23 protein-coding genes and 1 pseudogene are annotated in these 24,836 nt (G+C 60.1%); 18 read left to right on the plus strand and 6 right to left on the minus strand.

The window, feature by feature from the left end:
• The 9 genes from SPBM01_RS14465 to SPBM01_RS14505 all read left to right on the plus strand — a co-directional run bounded on the left by SPBM01_RS14465 (window position 1) and on the right by SPBM01_RS14505 (window position 8,784).
• Complete coding sequence (locus SPBM01_RS14465) at window positions 1–930, plus strand: hypothetical protein (protein WP_188062320.1); 930 nt, start codon at window positions 1–3, stop codon at window positions 928–930.
• Complete coding sequence (locus SPBM01_RS14470; protein ID WP_188062321.1) at window positions 930–2,111, plus strand: phosphotransferase family protein; 1,182 nt, start codon at window positions 930–932, stop codon at window positions 2,109–2,111. Before SPBM01_RS14465 ends, SPBM01_RS14470 begins: the two co-directional genes overlap by 1 nt.
• A gap of 3 nt (window positions 2,112–2,114) precedes the next feature.
• Entirely contained in the window at window positions 2,115–2,627 is a 513-nt protein-coding gene (locus SPBM01_RS14475) for a hypothetical protein (protein WP_188062322.1), read from the plus strand.
• Window positions 2,628–2,667: 40 nt separating this feature from the next.
• Entirely contained in the window at window positions 2,668–3,597 is a 930-nt protein-coding gene (locus SPBM01_RS14480; protein WP_188062323.1) for a hypothetical protein, read from the plus strand.
• Between the two features lie 14 nt (window positions 3,598–3,611).
• The gene (locus SPBM01_RS14485; RefSeq protein ID WP_262504178.1) at window positions 3,612–4,784 is read left to right on the plus strand and encodes a phosphotransferase family protein; all 1,173 of its coding nucleotides are present in this window, start codon (window positions 3,612–3,614) and stop codon (window positions 4,782–4,784) included.
• A 3-nt stretch (window positions 4,785–4,787) separates the two neighbouring features.
• Entirely contained in the window at window positions 4,788–5,294 is a 507-nt protein-coding gene (locus tag SPBM01_RS14490) for a hypothetical protein (protein WP_188062325.1), read from the plus strand.
• Entirely contained in the window at window positions 5,291–6,718 is a 1,428-nt protein-coding gene (locus SPBM01_RS14495; RefSeq protein ID WP_188062326.1) for an MmgE/PrpD family protein, read from the plus strand. The genes SPBM01_RS14490 and SPBM01_RS14495 overlap by 4 nt, the downstream gene beginning before the upstream one ends.
• Before the next feature lie 18 nt (window positions 6,719–6,736).
• A complete protein-coding gene (locus SPBM01_RS14500) occupies window positions 6,737–7,834 on the plus strand; it encodes a Zn-dependent alcohol dehydrogenase (protein ID WP_262504179.1) in 1,098 nt (365 codons plus the stop codon).
• Between the two features lie 167 nt (window positions 7,835–8,001).
• The gene (locus tag SPBM01_RS14505) at window positions 8,002–8,784 is read left to right on the plus strand and encodes a tyrosine-protein phosphatase (protein WP_223177705.1); all 783 of its coding nucleotides are present in this window, start codon (window positions 8,002–8,004) and stop codon (window positions 8,782–8,784) included.
• 138 nt (window positions 8,785–8,922) lie between these two features.
• Here SPBM01_RS14505 and SPBM01_RS14510 read toward each other — a convergent pair whose 3' ends face one another.
• Together SPBM01_RS14510 and SPBM01_RS14515 are read right to left on the minus strand one after the other, a co-directional pair.
• Window positions 8,923–9,576: an alpha/beta hydrolase gene (locus SPBM01_RS14510; protein ID WP_188062328.1), complete on the minus strand. Its 654-nt coding sequence runs from the start codon at window positions 9,574–9,576 to the stop codon at window positions 8,923–8,925.
• A gap of 314 nt (window positions 9,577–9,890) precedes the next feature.
• On the minus strand, window positions 9,891–10,619 hold the full coding sequence (locus SPBM01_RS14515; protein ID WP_188062329.1) for a FadR/GntR family transcriptional regulator: 729 nt from the start codon (window positions 10,617–10,619) through the stop codon (window positions 9,891–9,893).
• Between the two features lie 185 nt (window positions 10,620–10,804).
• On the opposite strand from SPBM01_RS14515, the gene SPBM01_RS14520 reads away from it, so the two are divergent.
• The 6 genes from SPBM01_RS14520 (at window position 10,805) to SPBM01_RS14545 (ending at window position 18,805) form a co-directional block, all read left to right on the plus strand.
• Window positions 10,805–13,489 carry a TonB-dependent receptor gene (locus SPBM01_RS14520; protein WP_188062330.1) on the plus strand — a complete coding sequence of 895 codons (2,685 nt, stop codon included), beginning with the start codon at window positions 10,805–10,807 and terminating at the stop codon, window positions 13,487–13,489.
• A gap of 23 nt (window positions 13,490–13,512) precedes the next feature.
• Complete coding sequence (locus tag SPBM01_RS14525) at window positions 13,513–15,192, plus strand: GH39 family glycosyl hydrolase (RefSeq protein ID WP_188062331.1); 1,680 nt, start codon at window positions 13,513–13,515, stop codon at window positions 15,190–15,192.
• A gap of 19 nt (window positions 15,193–15,211) precedes the next feature.
• Complete coding sequence (locus tag SPBM01_RS14530; protein WP_262504445.1) at window positions 15,212–16,477, plus strand: MFS transporter; 1,266 nt, start codon at window positions 15,212–15,214, stop codon at window positions 16,475–16,477.
• Window positions 16,474–17,652 (plus strand): L-rhamnonate dehydratase, encoded by a 1,179-nt coding sequence (locus tag SPBM01_RS14535; protein ID WP_188062332.1) that lies wholly within the window; start codon window positions 16,474–16,476, stop codon window positions 17,650–17,652. The genes SPBM01_RS14530 and SPBM01_RS14535 overlap by 4 nt, the downstream gene beginning before the upstream one ends.
• Entirely contained in the window at window positions 17,649–18,551 is a 903-nt protein-coding gene (locus tag SPBM01_RS14540; protein ID WP_262504180.1) for an NAD(P)-dependent oxidoreductase, read from the plus strand. The genes SPBM01_RS14535 and SPBM01_RS14540 overlap by 4 nt, the downstream gene beginning before the upstream one ends.
• Window positions 18,552–18,625: 74 nt before the next feature.
• Window positions 18,626–18,805 carry a Fe-Mn family superoxide dismutase gene (locus SPBM01_RS14545; protein WP_188062333.1) on the plus strand — a complete coding sequence of 60 codons (180 nt, stop codon included), beginning with the start codon at window positions 18,626–18,628 and terminating at the stop codon, window positions 18,803–18,805.
• A gap of 69 nt (window positions 18,806–18,874) precedes the next feature.
• On the opposite strand, the gene SPBM01_RS14550 is transcribed toward SPBM01_RS14545, so the two are convergent.
• On the minus strand, window positions 18,875–19,456 hold the full coding sequence (locus SPBM01_RS14550; RefSeq protein WP_188062334.1) for a peroxiredoxin-like family protein: 582 nt from the start codon (window positions 19,454–19,456) through the stop codon (window positions 18,875–18,877).
• A 167-nt stretch (window positions 19,457–19,623) separates the two neighbouring features.
• On the opposite strand from SPBM01_RS14550, the gene SPBM01_RS22190 reads away from it, so the two are divergent.
• A complete protein-coding gene (locus SPBM01_RS22190; protein ID WP_410483001.1) occupies window positions 19,624–20,289 on the plus strand; it encodes a hypothetical protein in 666 nt (221 codons plus the stop codon).
• Here the strand turns inward: SPBM01_RS22190 and SPBM01_RS22195 are convergent.
• Genes SPBM01_RS22195 through SPBM01_RS14565 form a run of 3 tightly spaced genes read right to left on the minus strand, consistent with a single transcriptional unit; the run spans window position 20,173 to window position 21,113 of the window.
• Window positions 20,173–20,655: an LLM class flavin-dependent oxidoreductase gene (locus SPBM01_RS22195; RefSeq protein WP_223177706.1), complete on the minus strand. Its 483-nt coding sequence runs from the start codon at window positions 20,653–20,655 to the stop codon at window positions 20,173–20,175. The genes SPBM01_RS22190 and SPBM01_RS22195 overlap by 117 nt on opposite strands.
• The gene (locus SPBM01_RS14560; RefSeq protein ID WP_262504182.1) at window positions 20,606–20,974 is read right to left on the minus strand and encodes a hypothetical protein; all 369 of its coding nucleotides are present in this window, start codon (window positions 20,972–20,974) and stop codon (window positions 20,606–20,608) included. The genes SPBM01_RS22195 and SPBM01_RS14560 overlap by 50 nt, the downstream gene beginning before the upstream one ends.
• A gap of 1 nt (window position 20,975) precedes the next feature.
• Window positions 20,976–21,113, minus strand: coding sequence for a hypothetical protein (locus tag SPBM01_RS14565; RefSeq protein WP_188062335.1), 138 nt, complete (start codon window positions 21,111–21,113; stop codon window positions 20,976–20,978).
• 153 nt (window positions 21,114–21,266) lie between these two features.
• Between SPBM01_RS14565 and SPBM01_RS14570 the strand changes: the two are divergent.
• Both SPBM01_RS14570 and SPBM01_RS14575 read left to right on the plus strand, forming a co-directional pair.
• Window positions 21,267–22,563: pseudogene (locus tag SPBM01_RS14570) on the plus strand (FAD/NAD(P)-binding protein).
• Between the two features lie 292 nt (window positions 22,564–22,855).
• Complete coding sequence (locus SPBM01_RS14575) at window positions 22,856–24,754, plus strand: bifunctional sugar phosphate isomerase/epimerase/4-hydroxyphenylpyruvate dioxygenase family protein (RefSeq protein WP_188062337.1); 1,899 nt, start codon at window positions 22,856–22,858, stop codon at window positions 24,752–24,754.
• Window positions 24,755–24,836 lie beyond the last annotated feature (82 nt).

The following is a 24,836-nucleotide window of genomic DNA, read 5'->3' on the forward strand; positions in this document are numbered from 1 at the left end:
ATGATGGAACTCACCACCGCCACCATGACCGCAAATTGCGAGCGCTATATTCCCAATCCGGCGATCCCGAAATGGAACCAGAGCTATTACTTCAATTTCTATGACCGCAAGGCAAAGTTAGGTGGGTTCATCCGTGTCGGCATCATGGAAAATCTGGGCGAAACCAATGGTTTTGCTATTTTCTTCAAGGATGGAAAGCCGCTATTCACGCGGGTGAATATGCAGTTGCCCTACACGTCCGACCGGCTCGACCCCGGCCTGGAGGTCGCAGGCGTGCGGATGGAGGCGACACAATCGCTCCAGACCTGCCGCATCCGTATCGACCTGGAAGATTTCGGCGCGGACCTGATATGGGATCTGCGCTTCCCGATGGGCGACAGCATCGTCCCCAGCACGGAAGGCGACGACGCTATCGCGCGCGAACTGGCCTATATCCATCTGGAAGGCACCTGCAATGTCACCGGCACGGTGCGTCTGCGCAGCGGGGAAGTCATCACGATCGACGATAGCGGTTTCCGCGACATAAGCTGCGGGCCGCGCAACTGGGCCGGGGTGCAGCATTACCGCCTTGCCTGGCCGATCTTCGACAATGGCATGGCCTGCGTCGCGGTCCATGCGATCACCGAACATGGACATAGCTATCAAAAAATCCTGCACGACGGAAAGCGCTGGCACAATATCGGCCGGGTCGAAGAGACGATCGAATTTGAAGACGACGATATGGGCTTTCGCCATGTCCATTGGAAGGTGTGGGATGAGGACAAAAAGCTGTGGGAATTTACCGGCACGCCGCTGTTTCGCTGGCAATTCCCGTTCGACACGTTCGTGATGGTCGAACAGATGATGGAATATCGGCTGGCCGACGGGACGATCGGCTATGGCATGGGCGAGGGCGGGTTTCGCTTTCCCTGGGAAGGGAATGGCAACTGATGTCCGACACGCTTGACGCCCCGTCGATAGATAGCGTCGACATCTGGGACCGCGATGACATGGAGCCGCGTATTCGGGACATTCTCGACCGGACCGTGCGCGACCGTATAAACGGTCCCTATGCGGCGAAAACCGAAGCGCAGGTCGTCGCGATGCTGGAAAACTACTTCGCGGTCACTGAGGGGCTGGAGGATATCGCCATATCCGACGTTGCGCGCATGGCGGGCGGCGCGTCGAAGGAGCAGTTCGCGTTCATCATACGGCACAGGGGCGATGCAACGGGCGAGAAGCTGGTGCTGCGGATGGACCCGCTGGAGGCGATCGCCCAGACCTGTCGCGGACGCGAGGCGCAGGTACATGTGGCGTTTGCCGACATATTGCCGGTAGCGTCGGTGCGCAGCGTCGATGCCAACGGCGATATACTCGGTCAGCCAGCGATCATTCTGGGTTTCGTCAACGGCGTGACCGAACCGACCCAGGGCACCGGACACGGCGTTTCGGGCATCGGCACGCGCTATGATGAATGGGCGGCGAAGTTGACGCCGCAATTTATCGACGCGCTGGCACAGGTCCACAGGTTCGATTGGCGCGCCGCCGATCTAGCCGATTTCGCGGCGCCTGAACCGGGCACGCGACAGGCGGCGATTTGGCAGGTGAACTGGTGGTCGCAGGTATGGTGGGACGGGGTGGTGCAGCCGGTCGCCATGGTCACCTATGCCGAACGCTGGCTGCGCGAAAATGCACCGATCTGCGATCAGCCGGTAATGTGCCACAGCGACCTGCGGCTGGGCAATTTCATGTTCGAGGAGCCAAGCGGCAAATTTACCGCCGTGCTGGACTGGGAACTGGCGCATATCGGTGATTTTCACGAAGATATTGCCTGGGCCATCCAGCGCCTGTTTGGCACATGGACCGACGATGGCATTTTTCTGGTGTGCGGGCTGATCGCGCGGGATGAATTTCTGCGTGCCTATGAAATCGCGTCGGGCAACCGGATCGACCCGGTCAAGCTGCGCTATTATGAAGTGCTGAACGCCTATAAATGCGCGGTGATTGACTTGGGTCAAGCGATGCGGGCGGCCACCGAAAGCAATAATCACCAGGACATCATCCTGACATGGTTGGGTTCGGCAGGGGCCGTCTTCCTGGAACAACTCGTCACGCTCATTCGGGAGGCCTGATCCATGCTGCCCAATATCGACCTGCGTATTGCCAATATGATGAAGGCGCTGGAACAGGTGATCCTGCCCGCCTTGCCGCGCGAACAACGGCTGGCACGCGATCAGGCTATGCTGGTCGTCGGCCAGTTGCACATGATGAGCCAGCAATGGAAATCGGCGTTGCGTTACGAAGCGCTGTCGCTGGACGAACTGATCGCGCTGGCCCGCGCATTGGCCAGCGATGCGCCCGCGTCGATCGGCGCACCGCTGGAAACCGCGCTGGCCGTGGCGCAGGCGTGTGACCGCACCAGCATCGCTGCGCTCGAGCAGGCCAGCGTCGCCTTGGGCCATGCCGTGGATGCGGTCATATTGGGTGGGACGGAGCATCTGCCCCTTTCACCCGCCGCGACCGACGCGGTGCTGGATTATGCGTTGCGTCACGCCCGGCGCGAACGGACCTGGTTCAAGGCGAACCAGATGGACCCCGACCAGGGCGACCTGCCCGACATAGAGGCGATGCTGACCACTGCCCACTGACGATAGCGATAATGACAGGCCATGGAGGGAGTTGCTTGCGATGCCAGATATAACCCAGGGTTTTACGGACTTCCCCGTCAAGAATGCCTATCGGCACAAGCTGGCCGAAGACGGCCGGGAATCGGCCACGCACCAGTTTGTGCTGCCCCAATATGGCATCGCCGGTTTCTATTATCCCACGGTGCGCGCCAACGGCCATGCCAAGGGGCGGCTGCACCTTTTCGGACCCGGCCTGCCCGCGCCGATTGAGGAGGAAGTCGAGCAGATGGTGTCCGACGACATGGATTTCGACGACTGGCGTTTTGGCCCGTTGCTGATGGCCGTGCGCGAACCGTTCAAGACGATCGACCTGGGCTGGGTCAGCGACCGCATCCAGTTCGAAGGGCAGTGGACCGCGATGCACCCGCCCTATGCCTTCAGTTCCCATCCCAAAGGCAATCCGCCTTATTATGGCGATGATCGCACAGAGCAGCATGGCATCATCAGGGGCAATCTGCGCGTCGATGGGCGTGACTATCCGCTCAAGGATTTCATGATCCGCGACCATAGCTGGGGACCGCGCGTATGGGGTTTGAACCAGCATTATAAATGGTTCCACGCAACCACGGCGACCGTGTCGGTGCATTTTTTCGAAATGATGTCGTTCGGCAAGGTCGAAACGCGCGGATATCTTTTCAAGGACGGTGTCATGCGGCACGTCGAGGGCATCGACTATGCAATCGATTATGATGATGACATGATGCACGATCGTTTTCGGGTGACCGTGACCGACACCGACGGACGTTCGGTATTTGTCGATTGCCAGTCATTCGCCAAATATCAGCTGGACCTCGACCCGGTGGTGCTGCTGAACGAATCCGTGGTGACCGCGACGATCGATGGCGAAAAAGGCACCGGCTGGTGCGAATTCTGCTGGAACCGCGACTATCTGAAATTCGCCAAACCCTATGTCGAGCGTTTCGCCTGGTGATGGAGGAGGCCGCCATGGAAACCCGGCGCGTTCGCGACAGCGACGTGGACATATGGGATCGCTCCGAAATGGAGTCGCGCATCCGGCACATATTGGAACGCACCGTCCGCTTGCGCTCTACCGGTCCCTATCGCCCCAAGTCCGATGCGCAGGTCACCGCGATGCTCACCGGCTTCTTTGCGGCCAAGGGGTTGGAGGAGATCGCGATCAGCGATGTCGAACGCATGTCGGGCGGCGCGTCCAAGGAACAGTTCGCCTTCACCCTGCACCACAGGGCCAGCGTGCATCCTGAACGGCTGGTGCTGCGCATGGACCCGCTGGAGGCGATCGCCCAGACCTGCCGGGGGCGGGAGGGTGAGATCCAGCGGATCATGGGCCATCATATGCCGGTTGCGCTGGTGCGCTGGTTCGACGCCGATGGCGATTTGCTGGGGCAGCCCGCCGTCATTCTGGAATTTGTGCGCGGCGTGACTCAGCCCAGCGAAGGCGGCGCGGCGGGCGTGTCGGGTATGGGCGGGCGTCTGGGCAGTTTGATCGACCGGCTGGCACCGCAATATATCGACGCGCTGGCAAAGACGCATCGGTTCGACTGGTCGCGCGCGCATCTGCGCTATTTCGATGCACCCCGCGCCAACAGTAACCAGGCGGCGATCTGGCAGGTCAACTGGTGGTCGCAGGTCTGGTGGGACTGCTTGGTCGAGCCGGTGCCGGTGGTGACGCTGGCCGAACGCTGGCTGCGCGAACATGCGCCGGTGTGCGACGCGGCGATGCTGGTCCATGGCGATTTGCGCATGGGCAATTTCATGTTCGAGGAACACAGTGGCCAGTTCACCGCCGTGCTGGACTGGGAACTGGCCCATATCGGCGATTTCCACGAAGACATTGCCTGGACCATGCAGAAACTATTTGGCGCGTGGGGCGACGATGGTCGTTTTCTGGTCAGCGGCCTGCTGACCCGCGAAGATTTCATCAGCCGCTATCAAACGGCGTCGGGCAACCGGATCGATCCGGCCCGGCTCCATTATTATGAGGTGCTCAACGCCTATAAATGCGCGGTCATGGACCTGGGGCAGGCGATGCGCGCATCGGTCGCCAGCAATAATCATCAGGAGGTGGTGCTGACCTGGCTGGGATCTGCCGGGGCTGTATTCCTGAACGACATCATACAGTTGATACGGAGGACTTGAGCGATGTTACCCAGTATCGATCTGCGCATCGCCAATGTTATAAAGGCGCTGGAGCAGGTCATCCTGCCCGCGCTCATGCCGCGCGAACGGCTCGCCAGGGACCAGATCAACCTGTGTATCGGCCATCTGCGGATGATCGGCGAACAATGGCGCTGGGCCGCCGCGTTCGAGAACGGGTCGTTTCACGCGATGATCGCGCTGGCCAAGGCTATGCAGGCGTCGGTCGACCCGTTCTACGCCGATGAACTGGCGGCGGCGATCATGTCGGCCGACGCGATAGAGGGGGGTGATCTGGCCACCGTGGAACATGGCATCGTTGCGCTGGGCGGTTTAATCGACCGCATCATCCTGGGCGAGGATGGGCAGTTTCCGCTGGCCCCCGAACTCTGGGACGCGGTGCTGACCTATGGCGAGAGGCAGGCGACGCGCGAGCGGACATGGTTTGCGGCGACCGGGCTTGACCCTGACCGGCATGAATTGCCCGGCATTGCGGAGATGATGACCCGATGAAGCATGAAAGCCCGGTCCTGCCACAGGATGATCCCGCAGGATTGTTGGCGCAGATGGTGGCGCATACCCGTTATGAGGATATTCCCGCCGACGTTATCGACCTGGCCAAGCGCGCGATTCTGGATACGCTGGCCGTCACTATCGCAGGATCCGGCTGGGAAGTTGCGCCCGCCATCGCCGATCAGGTAGCGGAATGGGGCGGGACGCCGCAGGCGCGGGTGCTGGTGCATGGCCATGCGGTTCCTGCGCCCATCGCCGCGTTTGCCAATGGGGTAATGGCCCGCGCCATCGATATGGGTGATGTCCATGAAACCGGCGGCCATGTCACCGAATGGAATGTCCCGGCGATGCTGTCCGTCCTGGGCATCGCGCCGGGGCCGGTCAGCGGGCGCGATTTCCTGACCGCTTATGTGACCGGCGCGGAAGTGGGCGTGCGTGCGAGCGCTGCGCTGAACCTTGTCCGTTATCACACTAATTGGGGGATGCCGGGCGAATGGAACGGCCCGCTCTGCGCCGCCGCGTCGGTCGCGCGCATCCTGGGCATGGATGCGGACGAGACATGGAACGCGATGGGCATGGCCTATACTGTCCATGGCATGTCGGAATATAATAAATATTCCGAAGGCACGCAGATGGCGCGGGTCCAGCATAGTTTTGCGGGCGATACGGCGGTCAAGGCCGCGTTGCTGACGCGGCGCGGAGTGACGGCCCCGCGCGGTATCTTTCAGGGCGTACCAAGCGGCATATTGCGCCATATCGCGTGGGACGATGTGCGGCCCGAATTGCTGACCGACGGGCTGGGCACGCGCTGGCAACTGGCAGAGGGGCGTTCGATGAAGCCCTATTCGGCGTGCAAGTTCACGCATAGTTTCATCGCCAGCACTGCCACGATCATGCAGGGCGAAGGGCTGGACTGGCGCGATATCGACCGGATCGATTGTATTGGCAGCACTAGTCCGCGCATGACGTTCGAACCTGCCGCCGCAAAATGGAACCCGGGCACCGTTGCGCAAGCCATGTTCAGCGCGCCCTATACAATTGCGACGGCGGCGATGACGGGCGGCTTTTTCCTTCAGGATTTGCACGCCGACCTGATGATGGATGATGACCGCCGCGCGCTGATGCAGCGGGTGCATATCCTGTGCGATCCCGATCATGTCGATCAGTTTGAAGGGTTCAGCGTCGCGATCACCATGCAGGACGGTCGCCGCTTCGCCCATGTCACGCCCTATGTGAAGGGGCATAGCCGCAATCCGATGACGTGGGATGATCTGGCCGACAAGCTGGCCCGTTGCGCGCCCTTTGCAGCGATAGCCTTGCCACAGGTCAAGCTCGACCGGCTCGTCGCGCTGTGCCGCGATATGGAGCAGGTCGATGACATGACCGCGCTGATCGATTGCCTGACCCCCTCTCACCCCGCTTGACCTTTCCCCAAGGAGATTATGATGAAGGCCGCCATACTCAACGCGCTCGATGGCACGTTCCAGATCGAGAATATCGACATCGACACGCCGCGCGGGCGCGAGGTTCTGGTCGAGGTCAAGGCGTCGGGCCTGTGCCATTCCGACCTGCATTTTGCCGAGCAGGATTTCGGCGTGCCGTTGCCCGCCGTGCTGGGGCATGAACTGGCCGGTGTCGTCCTGGCGATTGGCCCGGAAGTGCGCGAATTTGCCGTGGGCGATCATGTGGTGGGGTCGCTGATCCAGTTTTGTGGCCATTGCCGCGCTTGCATCGGCGGCAAGACCTATCAATGCACCCATCCGGAAGAAACGCTGCGCGACGATCCCGCACACGCCCACCGCCTGACCCGTAATGGCGAGGGCGTGGCCCAGGTGTTCGGCACCGGCGCCTTTGCCGAACGTGCGCTGGTGCATGAAAATCAGCTGGCCATCGTGCCCAAGGAACTGCCCTTCGCTCAAGCGTCCCTGCTGGGTTGTGGCACGATCACCGGCGCTGGCGCGGCGATCAACACGGCGTCGGTCCGGCCGGGCGATACGGTTGCGGTCATTGGCATCGGCGGCGTTGGGCTGAACGTGATTTCGGGCGCGCAACTGGCCGGGGCCGCGCGGATCGTGGCGATCGACAGGCAGCCCAAGAAGGAGGAACTGGCGCGCCGGTTCGGGGCCACTGATTTCATCGATGCGTCGGCGGGCGACAGCGTTGCCGCGCTCCAAGCGCTGATCCCCGGCGGCGTGGACCATGCGTTCGAAGTGGTCGGCATCAAGGCGACGTCTGAACAGGCAATCAAGATGGTTCGCAAGGGTGGCGGCGCCTATCTGATCGGGGTCCATGCGCCGACCAGCACGATCGACGTCAATGTGACGGTCGACTTGCTGACCAATCAGGTCGATCTGCGCGGCGTTTATATGGGGTCATCCAATATCAAGCATGACATACCGATGTATGCCCGGCTCTATCTGGAAGGAAAACTCAACCTGGACGATCTGATTTCGCGCGAGATCAACTTGGCCGACATCAATGAGGCCTATGAGGAACTCAAAGGAGGATCCATCGCCCGCAGCGTCATCACATCTTTCTAGGTGAGGCGAGAGGATGTGCTGCCCTTGGCCGTGCGTGCATATGCGCTCGGCCGGGCAGCATCCCCTAAAAGCTATGGACGTCGATTGGGTCATTCACTCGATCGATGGTAGTGCAACAGGGCCAGGGTATGAACCGCCCTGCCGCAGCAATCGCATAGATGAGCCGCATGTCACAGAACAAGCATATTTTGCCGACAAAGCGCATTCATAATTTCCGAGATTATGGCGGCTATACGGTTCGAGGCGGTGGCCGTTTAAGACCTGCCATGCTCTTTCGTTCGGGTGAACATTCCAAAGCCACCACATCTGACCTGGCACTCGTTGACGACTTGGCTCTCAAGGCTATGATCGATTTGCGCAGTCTGGATGAGCGCGTTGCAAAGCCCAATCGCTACAGCGTCTCCAGTCGGGCAAAAATTCTATTTTCTGATAGCTATATTCATGCCCGTCCACCCCATGAGGCAATTATGGACGTTGCCGCTACACCGCAAATGGTCCGTGCGCGCCTCTTGGAATATTATAGAATCAGTCCTTTCAAACCAGAGCAAATTAATTGCCTTCGTCTCTATTTTTCAGCGTTGATCGAAACTGATGGGGCGACATTGGTGCATTGTGCCGCCGGAAAGGACAGGACGGGTATAGCCGTTGCGCTGTTCCACAAAATCATTGGGGTGGAGATCGGCGATATATTCGCCGACTATCTTCTAACTAATGAGGCAGGGGATTTGAACGACCGCATCGCTTCATTTGGCTATAGCGTGCGCGCGCATCTAGGGGATGATCTGAGCGAAGAAACCCTGAGAATAAGTTTGTCGGTAGAAGAGCAATATCTCAATGAAATGTTCAAATCTATATATATTCAGCATGAATCAATCGAAGAATATTTTCGCAAAATATTAAAATTTGATAATTGCCAAATAGATTATCTTATGAATAAATTTGTTGTTTAGATTATGAAAATTGAATTTTGAATATTTTGGATTTTTCCTGCTTGATTTGTGATTCAAGGCCCTGGGCTGGCGAATAAAAGTGGCCGGTGTGTAGTAAATAATGGCGCGATGCTTAAAAATCAAAACTGCGATTGTGGACTAGGAAAGGTCGAGCATTCGGCGGAGCCAGTGCGACGCGCGTTCAATCGCTGCGTCGGCGGTTGGAGCTTCTCCTGCCATGAACTGAAACACATGTTGCTCATCTGGATAGATCTCTAACGTCGTTTCGATGCCAACGGCACGCGCCTTTGTGGCCAAAGCATGACTGTCGTCGAGAAGAACGTCGTCGCCGCCGACCTGGATCAAGATCGGAGGGAGGCCCGTCAGATCGGCATGCAGCGGATTAGCCGTTGGATCATGGCGATCGCCGTCGGGTCCCAGCAGCAGCGCGATGAACTGGAGCGTGGCATCGCGGGAACCGAGGCGATCACGCTGGGCATTGCTTGTGTAGGATTCGCCCTTCGCTTCTGTATCAAGATAGGGTGCCATCGCCATTCCTGCCGCAGGCAGAGGCATATTGCGATCCCGTGCACTCAGCATTCCCGATAGCACCAGCGCGCGCCCGGCAGAATCTCCCACAAACGCGATGCAGGAACGATCAAAAGCCCGGTCGAGCAGCCAGTGATAGGCGGCGACAGCATCCTCGACGGGACCTGGATGGGAATTTTCCGGTGCGCGGCGATAATCGACGATCAGGGCATCGCACCCGACGGCCTTGGCGAAATGGCCATAGAGTTTGCGATGCGAGTACATCGAGCCCAGAACATAGCTGCCGCCAGGTAGGCATAGCAGGATATGACTGAGGATCGGTGTCGAATGCGGGATCCCCTCATTCTGCGAATAAATGACTGATAAAAAGGGATAATATGACTTACGAAGGGGTCTCGATCGACGCCGATCTATAGGGCGGCGCGGGCTTACAAACCGCTCTAGATCAATGCCTTAGCTAGATTCTGCCGGCGTTCCGCCTTCGACGCCGATCCTCATTTGCTGAAACAACGCGCGACCACGCAACCGCTGCCCGATCCTCAACTCCTAATTTAGTATGAGAAATAGATCAACGCGACCTAAGACATGCCAGCATCGGCGGACGCGTTGCGGATCAGTGCGAGCATCTTCAACCGGGCTTCCTCACCGTCGCCGCGCATGATCGCGTCGAACACGGCGTCATGGTCTGGCATCGGATCTCGGGATTCCTTGCGCTCGTCGCGTGCGAAGCGGGTGGTCCAGGCAACCACCGCCGTAACCGACGTTGCCAGGGTAGTGAGCGATTCGTTGCGCGTTGCGAGCAAGATTAGTCGATGGAAGCTTTGGTCCGCGGCGCGCCCCTCAAAGGTTTGCAGTCCGAAACGGCGCATTTCTTCCAGAGCATGGCCCATGCGCGAAATGTCCTGCCCGTCGCGTCGCAGCGCCGCGAATTGAGCGGCCGCCGGTTCCACCACCACGCGCAGTTCGAATATGTCCCGCAGGAATTGCGGCGTCGGTCCAGCCTCGAACATCCATGCGAGCACGTCGAGATCCAGCATGTTCCACCGCAGTCTATCGTTGATGCGGGTGCCGCTCTTGGTTCGGCTATAGACCAGCCCCTTGGCGGAAAGGACGCGGACGGCCTCGCGATAGGCGGTGCGCGATACCCCCTGTTCAGCGCTATATCGTTCCTCGCCCGGCAGGATGTCGCCTGGCTGATAACGGCCACCAACGATAGCAATCCCCAGATCATGGGCGATCCGGTCATGCACTGCCCGTTGTGGGGGATTGGACGGGCGGGAAAGGGGGTGGTCGTCGTCTTGCATCATCCCGCCTTGCTCGCCCATACTGCCTTGGTCGTCAAGATCGATCGGCTAAGTCCATATAATTGGTATGAGGAAAAAGACAGAATTTTTGCATCATGCAATTACTCCGTCAAATTATGGCTTGAAACCCGCCTCAACACACGTCATCTAGTATGAGAAATAAAAAACGACTCAAAGGGGATGCTTCAATGAAATATGGCGTGCAACTGTCCATCTCGCTGTTCGCGTTGGCGGCGGCGCAAGCGGCGGCGGCCCAGACCGGCGCTGGTCAGGCGGCCGGGAGTGCGAGCGATGGCGACATCATCGTCACCGGGATGCGCGCCAGCCTGTCGTCGGCCCAGAACATCAAGCGCAACGCGCAGCAACTGGTCGATTCCGTCGTGGCCGAGGATATCGGCAAGCTGCCCGACAATAATGTGGTGGAGGCGCTCCAGCGCGTGCCCGGCATCCAGGTGTCGCCCCGCGCCCGCGGCGAATCCGCCACCGTGTTGATCCGTGGCCTTCCCGACGTTGTGACGCTGGTCAACGGCCGCAACATCTTCAGCACCACCGGTCGCTCGCTTTCGCTGGCGGACGTTCCGGCGGATCTGGTCGCGGGCGTTGACGTCTACAAATCGCGCTCGGCCGAACAGCTGGAAGGCGGCATTGCCGGCCTCATCAATGTCCGCACGCGACGGCCCTTCGACTTCAAGGGATTTGAATTCGCGTTGGCAGGTCGCGAAGTCTATAGTGAGCAGCCCGACAGGATCGATCCTTATGCCAGCGCGCTCATCAGCAACCGCTGGTCGACTGGCATCGGCGAGATTGGCGCACTCGTGAGTGTCTCCTACCACAAGACCCGCTATCGCGACCAAACCATCTATAGCGGCGGCTATTTCGGCTATAATCTCGATAACAGCCGCGCGCCCTACACGCCCGGCGTTCCGCTCGACCCGCGTGGCACCAGTGCGGCTGATCCGAAAGTATTCCGCACCGACGTCATCGGTGCCTTCGACCGGATCGGCACCCGAACTCGCCCGGCGGTCAACGCGACGCTGCAATGGGCGCCCGACGATCGGCTGACTATCCATGCCGACGGCTTGTTTTACGGCTATCGCGAACGCGGCAACAGCAACCAGAATTTCACGTCGGTGAACGGCGCTTTGCTCGCACCGCTGGTATTCGTCGACGACACCAAGCTGGTCCAGTCGCTCAGCATCGCCAATGGCCGTGTCGCCAATTTCGGCGGAGCCTATCAGAATAAGGCGGACCGTTGGCAGGGGGCGCTAGGTGCCGACTGGACCAGCGGCGACTGGGAAGCATCGACCGAATTTTCCTATACCCGGTCCAAGGCCACCGACATCGGCAATAATCTGGATATCGACTTCATCGCCTCGCGCACCGACGCGGTATTCAACGATGGTTCGGGCGCACCCCGTTTCACCCTGCCTAATGACGACATCGCCGATCCGTCGCGCTATTATCTCTCGCGTCTGTCCACCACCCGCACGGTCGGCGACGGCAGGGAATTGGCCTGGCGTGGCGACCTGTCCTACCGGACGCCTTTCCTCATCTTCTCCGGCCTCGACGCGGGCATCCGTCTCAGCAAGCGCGACGCCAAATCGGACAGCTTCACCCAGACCATCAACTGCTCCGCAACTGGCGCGGTCCGGTGCAACAGCATCAAGGCGGCGAGCCTGCCCGGCCTGATAACGGTAACGCCAGGCGACTTTTATACCGGCACCCGCCAATTCGTGCGTCAATGGGCGACCCCGACCACCGATTATCTGCTGAACAATATAGGATCTCTGCGCCAGTTGTTCGGCCTCGCTCTAGGCGACCCGGCCTTCCAGGATACCCAGCATTTCGACATCGAGGAAAAAAACTATGCCGGCTATGGCCAGGCCAATGTAGATGTCGGCCGACTGGACGGCCAGATCGGCGTCCGTGTCATCCGCACCGACATCACGTCCAACGCCTTCCTGGTCCTGCGCGGCGCAACGTCGCCGGTCACCATCCGCAACAAGAGCACCGATATCCTCCCCAGCCTGGCGCTGCGCTATAAGCTCAAGGACAATCTCTTCCTGCGCTTTGCCGCCAGCAAGACGATCACCCGCCCCAGCTTCGCCCAGCTCAATCCCGCGCTGACCCTGACCCCGCCAGTGCCGGGGCAACAGCCATTCGGTCGCGGCTCCAGCGGCAATGCGGACCTGAGGCCGGTCCGGTCGGACAATTACGACCTGTCGCTCGAATGGTATATTGATCGTTCCAGCTCGATCACCGCGACGATCTTCCGCCGCGACGTCACCGGCTTCATTCAGTCGGTGACCAGCAATTTCGACATCGACTATCTGGGCGTGGACAATGGCGTCTATCAGATTACCCGGCCGGAAAATTCGGGGTCGGGCAAGCTGGAGGGCATTGAGGGCGGTTTCACGGTCTTCCCCAAAGGACTGCCGACCTGGCTCGACGGAATCGGCGTCAGCGCCAACGGCACCTATATCAAGGGTAAGAACAAGGCGCTGTCGCCGCTGCCAGGCGTTATCGGCTTTCTGGACATCCCGTTCCAGAATGTGTCGAAATATTCCGCGACAGGCACTTTGATATACGAAACGGGCGGCTTTTCGGCCCGCGCCTCCTATGTCTGGCGCGACAAATATAATGCGGGCCTGCATTTCACCGGGGTCAATCCCAACTTCATCACCAACGGCCAGATCAGCAATCTCGACCTGTCCATCTCCTATGAACTCAATCCCAACTTCACGATCGTCGCCGATGCGACCAATATACTCAAAAATCTCTACCAGACCTCGTTCAACGACCCCGGCCTCTACCCGCGCGACACCGTTCTTTACACGCGCACCTTCGCCGTCGGGTTCCGGGCGAAAATCTGATGTTCCTATCGAGAGGATGCCATATGACGATTTCCAGGGTGATCGCTTCGCTGTCAGTGCTGATGGCGCTGCCCAATGCGGCCCATGCGCAGGAAGCCAGACAGGTCACGATCAGCGTCGATGCGGCCAAGCCGGTGGGCAAGCTGCCCCCGGTCTGGCGCTTCTTCGGTGCGGACGAACCCAATTATGCGACGATGAAGGACGGTCGCAAATTGCTCGTCGAACTGGGCGAACTGAAAAAGGGGCAGGTCTATTTCCGCGCGCATAATCTGCTGAGCAGCGGTGACGGCACGGCCGCCTTCAAATGGGGCAGCACCAACGCCTATATGGAGACAAAGGACGGCAAGCCGGTCTATAACTGGGCCATCGTCGACGGCATCATCGATGCCTATCTGGAACAGGGTATCCGTCCCTATCTCCAGATCGGTTTCACCCCCGAAGCGATGGCGAATGCCCCGGCTGGCACGCCTTATCGCCATAGCTGGCGTCCGGGCTTTGCCTATAATCTGATCGCGACGGGCTGGACCTATCCGCCCAAGGATTATGAGAAATGGGCGGAACTGGTCCATCAATGGACGCTGCACAATATCGAACGCTATGGCCGGGCCGAGGTCGAAAAATGGTATTTCGAGGTCTGGAACGAACCGAACAGCGCCTTCTACTGGAGCGCCAGTCCCGAAGAATTCTACAAGCTGCATGACTATGCGATCGCGGCGGTCCGCAAAGCGTTGCCGACCGCGCGCGTTGGCGGACCGGACGTAGCCGGGCCGGGTGGCACCTTCATGGATGGCTTCCTGAAACATGTGTCGTCAGGCAGAAATTATGCGACCGGCCAGACCGGCACGCCCACTGACTTCCTGTCCTTCCATGCCAAGGGGCGACCGACCTTTGTCGATGGCCATGTCCGCATGGGCATAGCCACCCATCTGCGCGAAACCGATGGTGGCTTCACCAAGATACTGTCGATCCCGTCGCTTGCCAATAAGCCGGTCGTAATCGGGGAAAGCGACCCCGAAGGCTGCGCAGCCTGCCCCGGCCCACAAAATGCCTATCGCAACGGCACCATGTATTCCAGCTACACCGCCGCCAGCTTCGCGCGCATCTGGGAACTGGCCGAGAAGCGGAAGGTCAATCTGGAAGGCGTCGTTTCCTGGTCCTTCGAATTCGAGGACCAGCCCTGGTTCGCCGGCTATCGCCAGCTATCGACCAACGGCGTTGACCTGCCGGTGCTGAACGTTTTCCGCCTGTTCGCGCAACTGGGCGAAACGAAGCTGGCTACTACAAACGATGCCCAGGTGCCGCTGGATGTGCTGATGAAAAGTGGCGTGCAGGGGGATGCCGACATCGGTTCGATCGCCACGCGCACTACCGACGGCAAGGTCGCGCTCCTTGTCTGGCACTATCATGACGACGACGTCGCCGGACCGGATGCGCAGATCACGCTCAGCCTGAACGGCATCAAGGGCAAGCCTGCGCAGGCGAACCTGTGGCGGGTCGATGGGGATCATGCCAACGCCTTTTCCGCCTGGAAGACAATGGGATCGCCCCAGTCCCCCGATCAGGACCAGTATAAGCTGCTGGAAGCCGCATCGGTCATGCAACCGGAAAAGCTGCGCGTGACGAAGGGTCAAAGCAATGCCGCCAGCATCGACCTGCGCCTGCCGCGACAGGGCGTCGCCCTGATCGTCATCGACGGCCAGTAAGGACAAGGTGGTGGAGACCATGAAGCGGGCGGAGGCGCGGTCTTACGCAGGACGCTGGGCGATCGCGGCGATGATCACCGTCGCGATCGCCATCAGCTATCTTGATCGCCAGACGCTGCCCTGGGCGATCAAATATATCGAGGCCGACATTGCGATCGGCAACCAGACCAAGGCCATTCTCGATTCCGCCTTCCTCGCCACATACGGCATCATGTATCTAGGCGGCGGTTGGCTGCTCGACCGGGTCGGCACGCGGCGCGGCTTTTTGGCGATCATGATCTTCTGGTCGCTCGCCTGCGCCAGTCATGGGCTTGCCGGTGGCATTGTGGCGCTGGTGGTCAGTCGGTTACTGCTGGGCGTAGGGGAGGGCGGGGGCTTCCCCGCCGCCACTCGCGCCATCGCCGAATGGTTCCCGCCGGAACGCCGTGCCGCCGCCATGGGCCTCGTCAATGCCGGGACGGCCGTCGGCGCAGTGATCGCCCCGCCGCTGATTGCAGGCATATTGGCTTATGGCGACTGGTTCGGCCTGTCGAGCTGGCGCTGGGTTTTCTTCATCACCGGCGGCTTCGGTCTCGCCTGGGCGCTCTGGTGGTTCGCGACCTATCGCACGCCACCGGCTCTCGACACCGACACCCACGAAGCGGACGGCCTCGCCCCGACCATCGCTATGTTGCTGGCGCGCCGCGAAGTGCGCGGCCTGGTCGCCGCCAAGTTCCTGAGCGACGGAGCCTGGTATTTCTACCTCTTCTGGCTACCCAAATATCTGTTCGAAGTGCATGGCTTCGACCTAAAACAGGCCGCGACGATCGGCTGGATACCCTATGCCGCCTCCGGCGTCGGAAGCCTGTGCGGCGGCTGGCTATCGAGCCGTCTTCTCTCGTCGGGTCGCTCCGTCGACGCCGCGCGCAAGATCGCACTAGCCCTGAGCGCCGCCTGTATGCCCTGGGTCATGCTTGCGCCCATGACCGCGTCGGTCGCCGTTATAATTGCCATTTTCAGCCTCGCATTCTTCGGACAGCAAAGCTGGTCCACCCTCGTCATGACCCTGCCGACCGACCTCGCCCCGCGCAGCGCGCTCGGCCGCCTCGCCGGGCTGGTCGGCTTGGGCGGCGCATTTGGTGGCATCGTCATGGGACAGGCGGCGGGCTGGGCGCTCGATGCTGGGCTTGGCTACACCCCCGTCCTGACCGTGGCGGCCACCCTGCACCTGATCGCCTTCGCGCTGATCTGCCTGTCCATCCCCTGCATTTCCCGTCTCACCTTCACTCGAAAGGCCGTTCCTTGAAAATCACCGAAGTCCGCACACGCGTCGTCCAATGGGAAGGCGACACCGTAACGCTGCCGCCGCATTTCTGTACCAATCCCATGGACCTTGTGTCCCCCATGCTCTCGCCAGAGACCATGGGAACCTTCACCTTCCATGGCTGGCTGATCGTAGAAATTTTCACCGATCAGGGGTTGGTGGGCATCGGCAACGCAGCGCTCGCGCCGCTCGTCACCAAGCAAATGATCGACCAGTATCTCGCTCCGTTGCTGATCGGCCAGGACCCATGGGACAGCGAGTTTCTGTGGCAGCATATGTACCGCAAGACCATGGCCTTCGGCCGCAAGGGCGTGGCTTTGGTCGCCATTTCTGCGCTCGACATTGCGATCTGGGACTTGATGGGAAAATCCGCGAAACAGCCGGTCTTCCGCCTGCTGGGCGGGCGCACGAAGGCGAAGATTCCGGTCTATGCCAGCCGTCTCTATTCGATCCCCCTGGACGAACTGGCGCGTGAAGCCGCCGCCTACAAGGAGCAGGGCTATAAGGCGATGAAGCTGCGCTTTGGCTGGGGGCCGATCGACGGCGCGGCGGGCATGGCCCGCAACGTCGAACTGATCCGAACCGTGCGCGAAACGGTGGGCGATGAGATCGACATCATGGCCGACGCTTATATGGGCTGGAGCCTGGACTATGCCAAACGCATGATGCGCCTGATCGAACCCTTCAACCTGCGCTGGCTGGAAGAAGCGATCATCCCAGACGACATCAATGGCTATCACGAATTGCGCCGCTTCGGCACCACGCCGATCGCCGCGGGCGAGCATGAGTTCACCAGCTACGGCTTCCGCCAGATGATCGAAGCCAAGGCGCTCGACTATTTCCAGTTCGATACCAACCGCGTCGGCGGCATCACCGCGGCGCGCAAAATTCAGGCGCTGGCCGAAGCCTATTCCATCCCCGTCGTCCCCCATGCCGGGCAGATGCACAATTATCATGTTGTGATGGCCAGTCTGAACAGCCCTATCGCCGAATATTTCCCGATGGTCGATGTCGAGGTTGGCAACGAACTCTTCTGGTATATTTTCAAGGGCGAACCGCAGGCGGTGGACGGCTATATCGATCTGGACGACAACCTCCCCGGTCTGGGCCTCGAAATCGACGAGGCTGCTCTCTCGCGCTTTAAGGTGATCGGATGACGAACATGAAAATCGCCGTTCTGGGACTGGGCATAATGGGTTCCGGCATGGCCCGGCAGTTGCTTACCGCCGGGTTCGACGTGACGGTGTGGAATCGCAGCCGCGAAAAAGCCGGGGCACTGGGTGAAGCCGGTGCGCGGATCGCCGAGACGCCAGCCGACGCGGCGACCGGCGCAGCGATCGTCATGGCTATGCTGGCCAATGATGAAGTATCGCGGATTGTCTGGACCGGCGAGGACGGTGCGCTCACCGCCATGGAGCAGGGCGCGATCGCGATCGAATCCAGCACCCTGACCGGCGACTGGGTGTTCGAACTTGCGCGGGAAGCCGTCGCACACGGGGTGCGCTTCATCGAAGCCCCGGTCACGGGCAGCCGCGACCAAGCGGCGCAGGGCATGCTCCGCTTCCTCGTCGGCGGCGACGCCGATACGATCGACGCCGCTCGCCTGGCCTTCGACGCTATGGGGAGTGCGGTCGTCCATCTCGGCCCGGTCGGCAGCGCGGCGACGGTCAAGATTGCCAACAACTTCCTGTGCGGCGTCCAGGCCGCCAGCCTCGCCGAAGCGATCAGCCTGTTCGAAAAACATGGCCTAGATGTGGAGCAGGCGATGTCCATCCTGTTCGAGGGGGCGCCCGCCAGCCCGATGGTGAAGGGCGTTGGCCGCAGGATGCTCGATCGCGACTATGCGCCCCATTTTCTGGTGCCGTTGATGGCCAAGGATTTGGGCTATGCTGCGCAGGCGCTGGCCGATGTCGGCATTGTTTCCGCCATTGCCCAGGCTGCACAGCAACGTTTCTTGGAGGCGGATGCGGCAGGCGAGGGGCATCGCGACATAGCGGCGATCGTGGAGCCGCTCAGAGGTGCTGTAAAAAACGGCGGAACGTGGACTGAGCGATAGCCTGGCACTGCAACAAACAATATCAAACGCGGTTTGGATCCGCTAGCCGCACAATCATTGAAGCCTGGGACCATATGCATCGTGCGGCCGCTGGCGTCCCAATCCTCGCCCTCGACATGTACGAGCATAGTTTACACATGAGTTATGGCACGCAGGCCGCCAAATATATCGACGCATGGTTCCGTAACCTCGACTGCCGAGCTTATGCCGGGTTGTCCGTGCCGATGAGCTTTTTAAGCAGATTCTGGCCCTAACGCGTCGATCTGTGCAATGATTTACTCAGCTTCTGGCCGGTCCAGCCAGTCTGGACTGACATGAAGCCATTACACGACTCGGCCAAGCCCAACCAGCAACACGGCCGGCTGCGGCAGTTCCCATGTGCCCGTGCCAGTCACTTCGCCGATCCAGCCGGACGGCGGGGGCGATGGGCGATCGTCGGGCCGAAATGCGATACCAATCTGTCGGGCGAGGCGGTTGTCTTTGTCTGTCGCGACAGCGAAGGGCAAGTTGTGCCGCCTCTTGATGTTGGTAAGCCGTTCTGGCGTCTGCGGGCTAAGAGCAACCAGGGGAATATCTCTGCCGCGCAATGCCGGGACGAGCGCCTCAGCATAATAGGGCAAAGCAATGTTGCAGGCCGGGCAGCCGGCAAAGCGGAAGAAGATGAACAATGCGGAGCCATTGACGGTCAACGCGTCGATGTCGAGCGTTTCACCATCGACCCCTTCGAAGGCAAGGGGCGGGAGGATGTCACCAACCTGCGCCAAAGCGGCAGGATCGAACCGGTCAAGCAGGACTTGCCGCTGCCGGGCATTGCCCTCCAGTTGCGCGGCCGTCCAACTGCGCGCCCGCTCAGCCTGTAACGCAGCGAACCGCGCTTCGAGTGTGTCCTTGAGGATCGTCGCCATATTGATCTCCTTCCTGCAATTCCCTGCTTATTGGCGATTGAGAGGTGAGAGGGCCAATGAGAGTTGCGGGACGGAGAACGAAAAATTTTCATAGATGCACCAAATCAGGCTGCTTTGCGGCGTTTCGGTACGGTTGCTGCGCGCCCTACCGGAACAGCCAGGCCAAGATGCCCGCGCAGCGTGTCGGCCTCGTAATCGCGCCGGAAGAGATCGCGATCCTGAAGGATAGGCACGACTTCGCTCACGAAACGGTCAAACTGGCTGGGGTGACCCAGATGAACATTCACACCATCAAGCGCCCGTCCTTCGAACCAACGTTATATTTCATCGGCGACCGTCTGTGCCGACCCGACAAAAGGACTGCCGCGCCCGGCGCGCAAACGCTCGACCGTCTGGCGAAGCGCCAACCCTTCGCCGATGGCCAGATCAGTGATCTTCTTGGCCTGCGTATAGAAGCTGCTCTTGGCATATTCGAGCGACTCGATCGGGAAGGCGGCGTCGGAATCGTAGCGGCGGAAGTCATGCCAGCCGAACGGGCGACCGAATTCGGCCAGCGCCTGATCGAAACTCTGGTCGAGCGACTGATAGTGACGTTCAATGTCCCGCGTCTGATCGTCAGTGTCGCCAACGATGACCGAAAAGCCGGGCAGGATGACGATCTGGTCGGGATCACGGTCCCGGCGCGCAGCCCGGCCTTTGAGATCCGCGTAGAAGGCTTACCCCTGTTCGATCGTCGCTGCGTGGGTGAAGATCGCATCAGCGATGGAGGCACCGAGATGGCGTCCCTGGTCGCTGTCGCCTGCCTGGAAGATGACCGGTTCGCCCTGGGGTGACCGCTGGATATTGAGTGGCCCCACGACCTGGAAGAATTCGCCCCGATGATCCAGCCGGTGCAGCTTGCCGGGATCGAGAAACTGGCCGGTCGCGCGATCGCGTATCAGCGCGCCATCCTCCCATGAGGACCACAGGCTGCGTGCTACGTCGAGAAATTCGACCGCGCGACGATAGCGCGTATCATAGTCGAAATGTTCGGGCTGACTGAAATTGCCCGCTGTCCCGGCATCGCCGCTGGTGACGACATTCCAGCCTGCACGGCCCTTGCTGATAAGGTCGAGCGATGCGAAGCGACGCGCAAGATTGAACGGATCATTATAAGAGGTGGTGAGCGTCCCAACCAAACCGATCTTGCTGGTCGCCATGGGCGATGGCGATCTCGCGGAAGCTTTGTATGGTGGAAGCGGCTGCAAAGATGGGCGGCATTTCGCTCATGCCGCCATAGTCGAGCGAGCCGCCATTCAGCGCCTCTATCACCAGATGACCGGACTGAAATTCGCTATAATGCAGATCGAAGCCTTCCGGTCTGATCCCTGCCGCCTTGAACAGAAGGCGTGTGTCACCTTCGCCCTTGCCCGTAATGGACACACGCAACCGGAGCCGACCACGCTGGCCGCGACAACAGCTGGCGAGCATCAGGCCGGCCGCTGCCCCGGCACCCAGAAATTGGCGTCTCGGCCACATATCAGCGCCTCGCCTCGCCCCTCTGACCTGGCTCGACGCCACGCTCGAACAGGATCACGTTGGGATCGCGCAGAAATTCGCGACGTGTCGCCTCGCGAATGCGTTGCCAGCTCGCTCCCAAAAAATGCAACAAAGCCATGTTCGTCCTTCATCGGTACGGATAAAGTCTTTATCTATTTCATCAGTAGAGATAAGTCTCACAAGCATTGTTGTGGCTAATATTAGAAATGCTTGATCCATGATGAAGGTCGATCATGCCGCTATCGTAGGCGGTGGTTTCAGCGGTACGCTTATGGCGATAAACCTGCTGCGCTACGGTGCCCTTAACGTGACGGTCATCGAACGTGATTTGAATCGACTGGGGCGCGGGCTTGCCTATGGTGCCGCGCAAGCGGAGCATATCCTTAATGTGCGCGCCGCCAATATGAGCGCCTCCCGATCAGCCCGGTCATTTTGTTGACTGGCTGACGCGGCAATGCCTCGGACAGGAAAGCAGTTTTGCAACGCGCCGCGATTATGGTGCCTATCTTTGCGCGATGCTGGAAGACGCGCGTCGCCTTGCGGGAAACCGGCTGACCGTTCTGAGTGACGAGGCAATTGATTTGAGGCTCGACCGGGATGGCGTGCGGCTGGAATTGCTTTCGGGGAAGATCGTCGCAGCAGACAGCGTCATCATTGCGCCAGGCAATTTGCCACCCCATGGCCTGCCCGCACTGGCTGGTCTCCATCGCCCTGCTTATGCGGATGATCCATCGGCCGCAGATCTGGCCGAGGGATTGACCGACACGGATAGTATTTTGTTGTTGGGTAGCGGGCTAACGGCGGTAGATTGTGCGCTCAGCCTGGACAGCGCTGGCTTCAAGGGGCGGATCATTGCGCTATCGCGGCGGGGGCTGGCACCGCAAAGTCACGCGCCGACGCCGCCCTTTGCGTCGTGCCGGGAGCGACCGCAAGGGAGTCTGTCCATGCGGGTACGCAGCGTGCGCCGCCGTGCGGACGAGATCGGCTGGCGCAATGCGGTCGATGAACTGCGTCCGTTCACGCCCGACATGTGGCGCGCCGCATCGCTTGCCGAACGTGAGCGCTTCCTTCGCCATCTGCGTCCCTATTGGGACGTCCACCGTCATCGCATCGCACCACCTGTCGCTTCACGGCTTAAGGCGATGCAGGAACAAGGAAGGCTGGACATACGCGCTGCGAAGATAAAGACGGCCTCGCTCCAAAACGGCGCGATCGCGGTCGATATAGGCGATCGCGGAAAGGAGGGGACCGAACGGCTTACAGTTGCCCGCGTGGTCAATTGTACAGGCCCACTTGGCGACCTGCGCCGGACGAGCGATCCGCTGTTGCAAAATCTTTTCCTGCGCGGCGCGATCCGTCCCGATCAGTTGACCATCGGCATTGATGTAGACCAGCAGTGCCGTGCGATAGCGCGCAGCGGATCGGCACAGAATCGGTTGTTTGTGGTTGGTCCTATGACGCGCGGTGCGCATTGGGAAATCGTCGCGGTGCCGGATATCCGGCGACAGGTATGGACTCTTGCGCGGCACATCACCGGTGCGCATTGGGTCGAGGCCGAAGGACTGTAAAATCCGTTGTTGGTCGTTGAGTTGATCGAACGGCTTTCCTTCCCTTGAGGCTTTGTCCATTCTGGGTAGCCGTGCGCAGCCCATCAAGTTGACCGATATCACGAACCATAGGCGCTAGATCATCTATGGGATCAGCGAGCAGTTCTCACCTGCTATAACCTCAAGCTATGTCCCGCGCAGATCGGCCAGATTGCCGAACAGGACATAAGGGCGAATATGGCGACTTCATTTTATGGCCTGTGTGCTGAAATCGGCTCCATCCGGTTTTAGGATACATCGTCAAGGAGTTGCCATGTCCCCCGTCCGATCCCGGAACGCAATTGCCACTGTATCGCTTCGAGGGACGTTGGAAGAGAAGTTGAAGGCTGCGGCTGCTGCCGGATTCGCTGGCGTCGAGATTTTCGAGAATGATCTGGTTGGGTCCATGCTTGCGCCGCGTGATGTACGCGCCATGCTGGACGATCTGGGCCTCGCCTGCCTGCTCTACCAGCCATTCCGAGATTTCGAAGGAATGCCGGGCGATCTGCGCCGCCGGGCCTTTGATCGGGCGCATGCCAAGTTCGACTTGATGGATGCACTTGGCGCAGATCGTGTCCTGTTCTGTTCCAACTGTCATGTTGGCGCGCTGGGCGACCGTCAGCAAATTGTGGATGATTTCCACGAACTGGGCTCTATCGCGCAGGAGCGCGACATAATCGTGGGCTATGAAGCATTGGCCTGGGGGCAGCATGTGAACGATCATCGCGATGCCTGGGCGATCGTGAAGGCCGTCGACCATCCTAATATCGGCATCATCCTCGACAGCTTTCATTCGCTATCTCGCAAGATCCCGAGCGAAAGCATCCGTGATATAACTGGCGACAAGATCGCCTTCGTCCAATTGGCCGACGCGCCGCTGCTGGAGATGGACCTGCTTTATTGGAGCCGTCATTTCCGTAACTTGCCGGGCCAGGGTGGGCTGGATATAGTGGGTTATGTCGCGGAGATACTGCGCACCGGCTATGACGGGCCGTTGAGTCTGGAAATTTTCAACGACCGCTTTCGCTCCAATGCCGCTCGAATGGTGGCGGAGGATGGGTGCCGTTCGCTTGACTATGTGCGTGATGCAGCCAAGCGTCTGATAGACCAGCCGACCGACATGCCTGCGCCACAGCCGGTATTGGGCGCCGAGTTTGTCGAGTTCACTGCCGATGGCAGCGATGTCGCGCGACTGGGTCGTAGTTTCGCCGCGTTGGGCTTTACCCCGGTTGGCCAGCACCGACACAAAAAAGTGACGCGCTGGCGGCAGGGTGGCGTCAATCTCGTCATCAACGCTGAACCCAAGGGGTTTGCCGCCGCTTATCACGCGGCCCAGGGGACGGCGATCTGCGCGATTGGGATACGAGTAAAGGACAAGGCCGCCGTGCTGACGCGCGCGGCGGCGCTGGGAATCAAGGCCTATAGTCCAGAAGGGCGGCCAGGCCGTCTGGCCATGCCGGCTTTGCGGGGTGTCGGCGGCAGCCTGGTCTACCTGATCGACGCGGATGAGGTGGAAGGATTGTGGGCGCGCGAATTCCAGGTTGCGCGCGTAGACGATGGCGAAGTCGGGTCGGATGTGCGCGGCATCGATCATCTGGCCGCCGTGGTTCATAATGACGAATTTATGTCCTGGCAGCTTTACTGGCGGGCGCTGTTCGGGCTGGAGGCGCGCGCAGCGCAGGATGTGATCGACCCTTCCGGTCTGGTCCATAGCCAAGCGCTGCAATCGGACGATGGGGCTTTCCGGGTGACGATCAACGCATCGGATGCGCGCGAAACTTTGTCCTCCCGTTTTCTCGACCATGGTATCGGCGGCGGATATCAGCATGTCGCGCTGACGACCGACGATATATTTGCGACTGCGGAAGCGTTGCGGGACCGGGAGGCGGCAATGCTGGACATACCTTCCAACTATTATGATGATCTCGCCGCCCGCTTCGGCTTCGAACCTGAGTTGATCGCGCGCATGGCCGAATTTGGCATTCTTTATGACGAGGATGTTGATGGTGCAGGCTTCTGGCAGATGTACAGTCGCGCCTTCGATAAGCTGTTCTTCTTCGAATTCGTCCAGCGGGCCGAGGGCTATGCCGGTTTTGGCGCGCCCAATGCCGGGGTGCGACTGACGGCGCAAAACCGCTTTCGACCAGAAACGACACCTGCGGCGATCCTGTAGGAGAAGGGCCGATGACCGTCACATAGGCTGTATATCGCCTTTGCCCGGACTGGTTTTGCAAAACAACAGATAGTCTAACCGC

The organism is Sphingobium sp. KCTC 72723 (genome assembly GCF_014280435.1).
GTDB lineage: Bacteria > Pseudomonadota > Alphaproteobacteria > Sphingomonadales > Sphingomonadaceae > Sphingobium.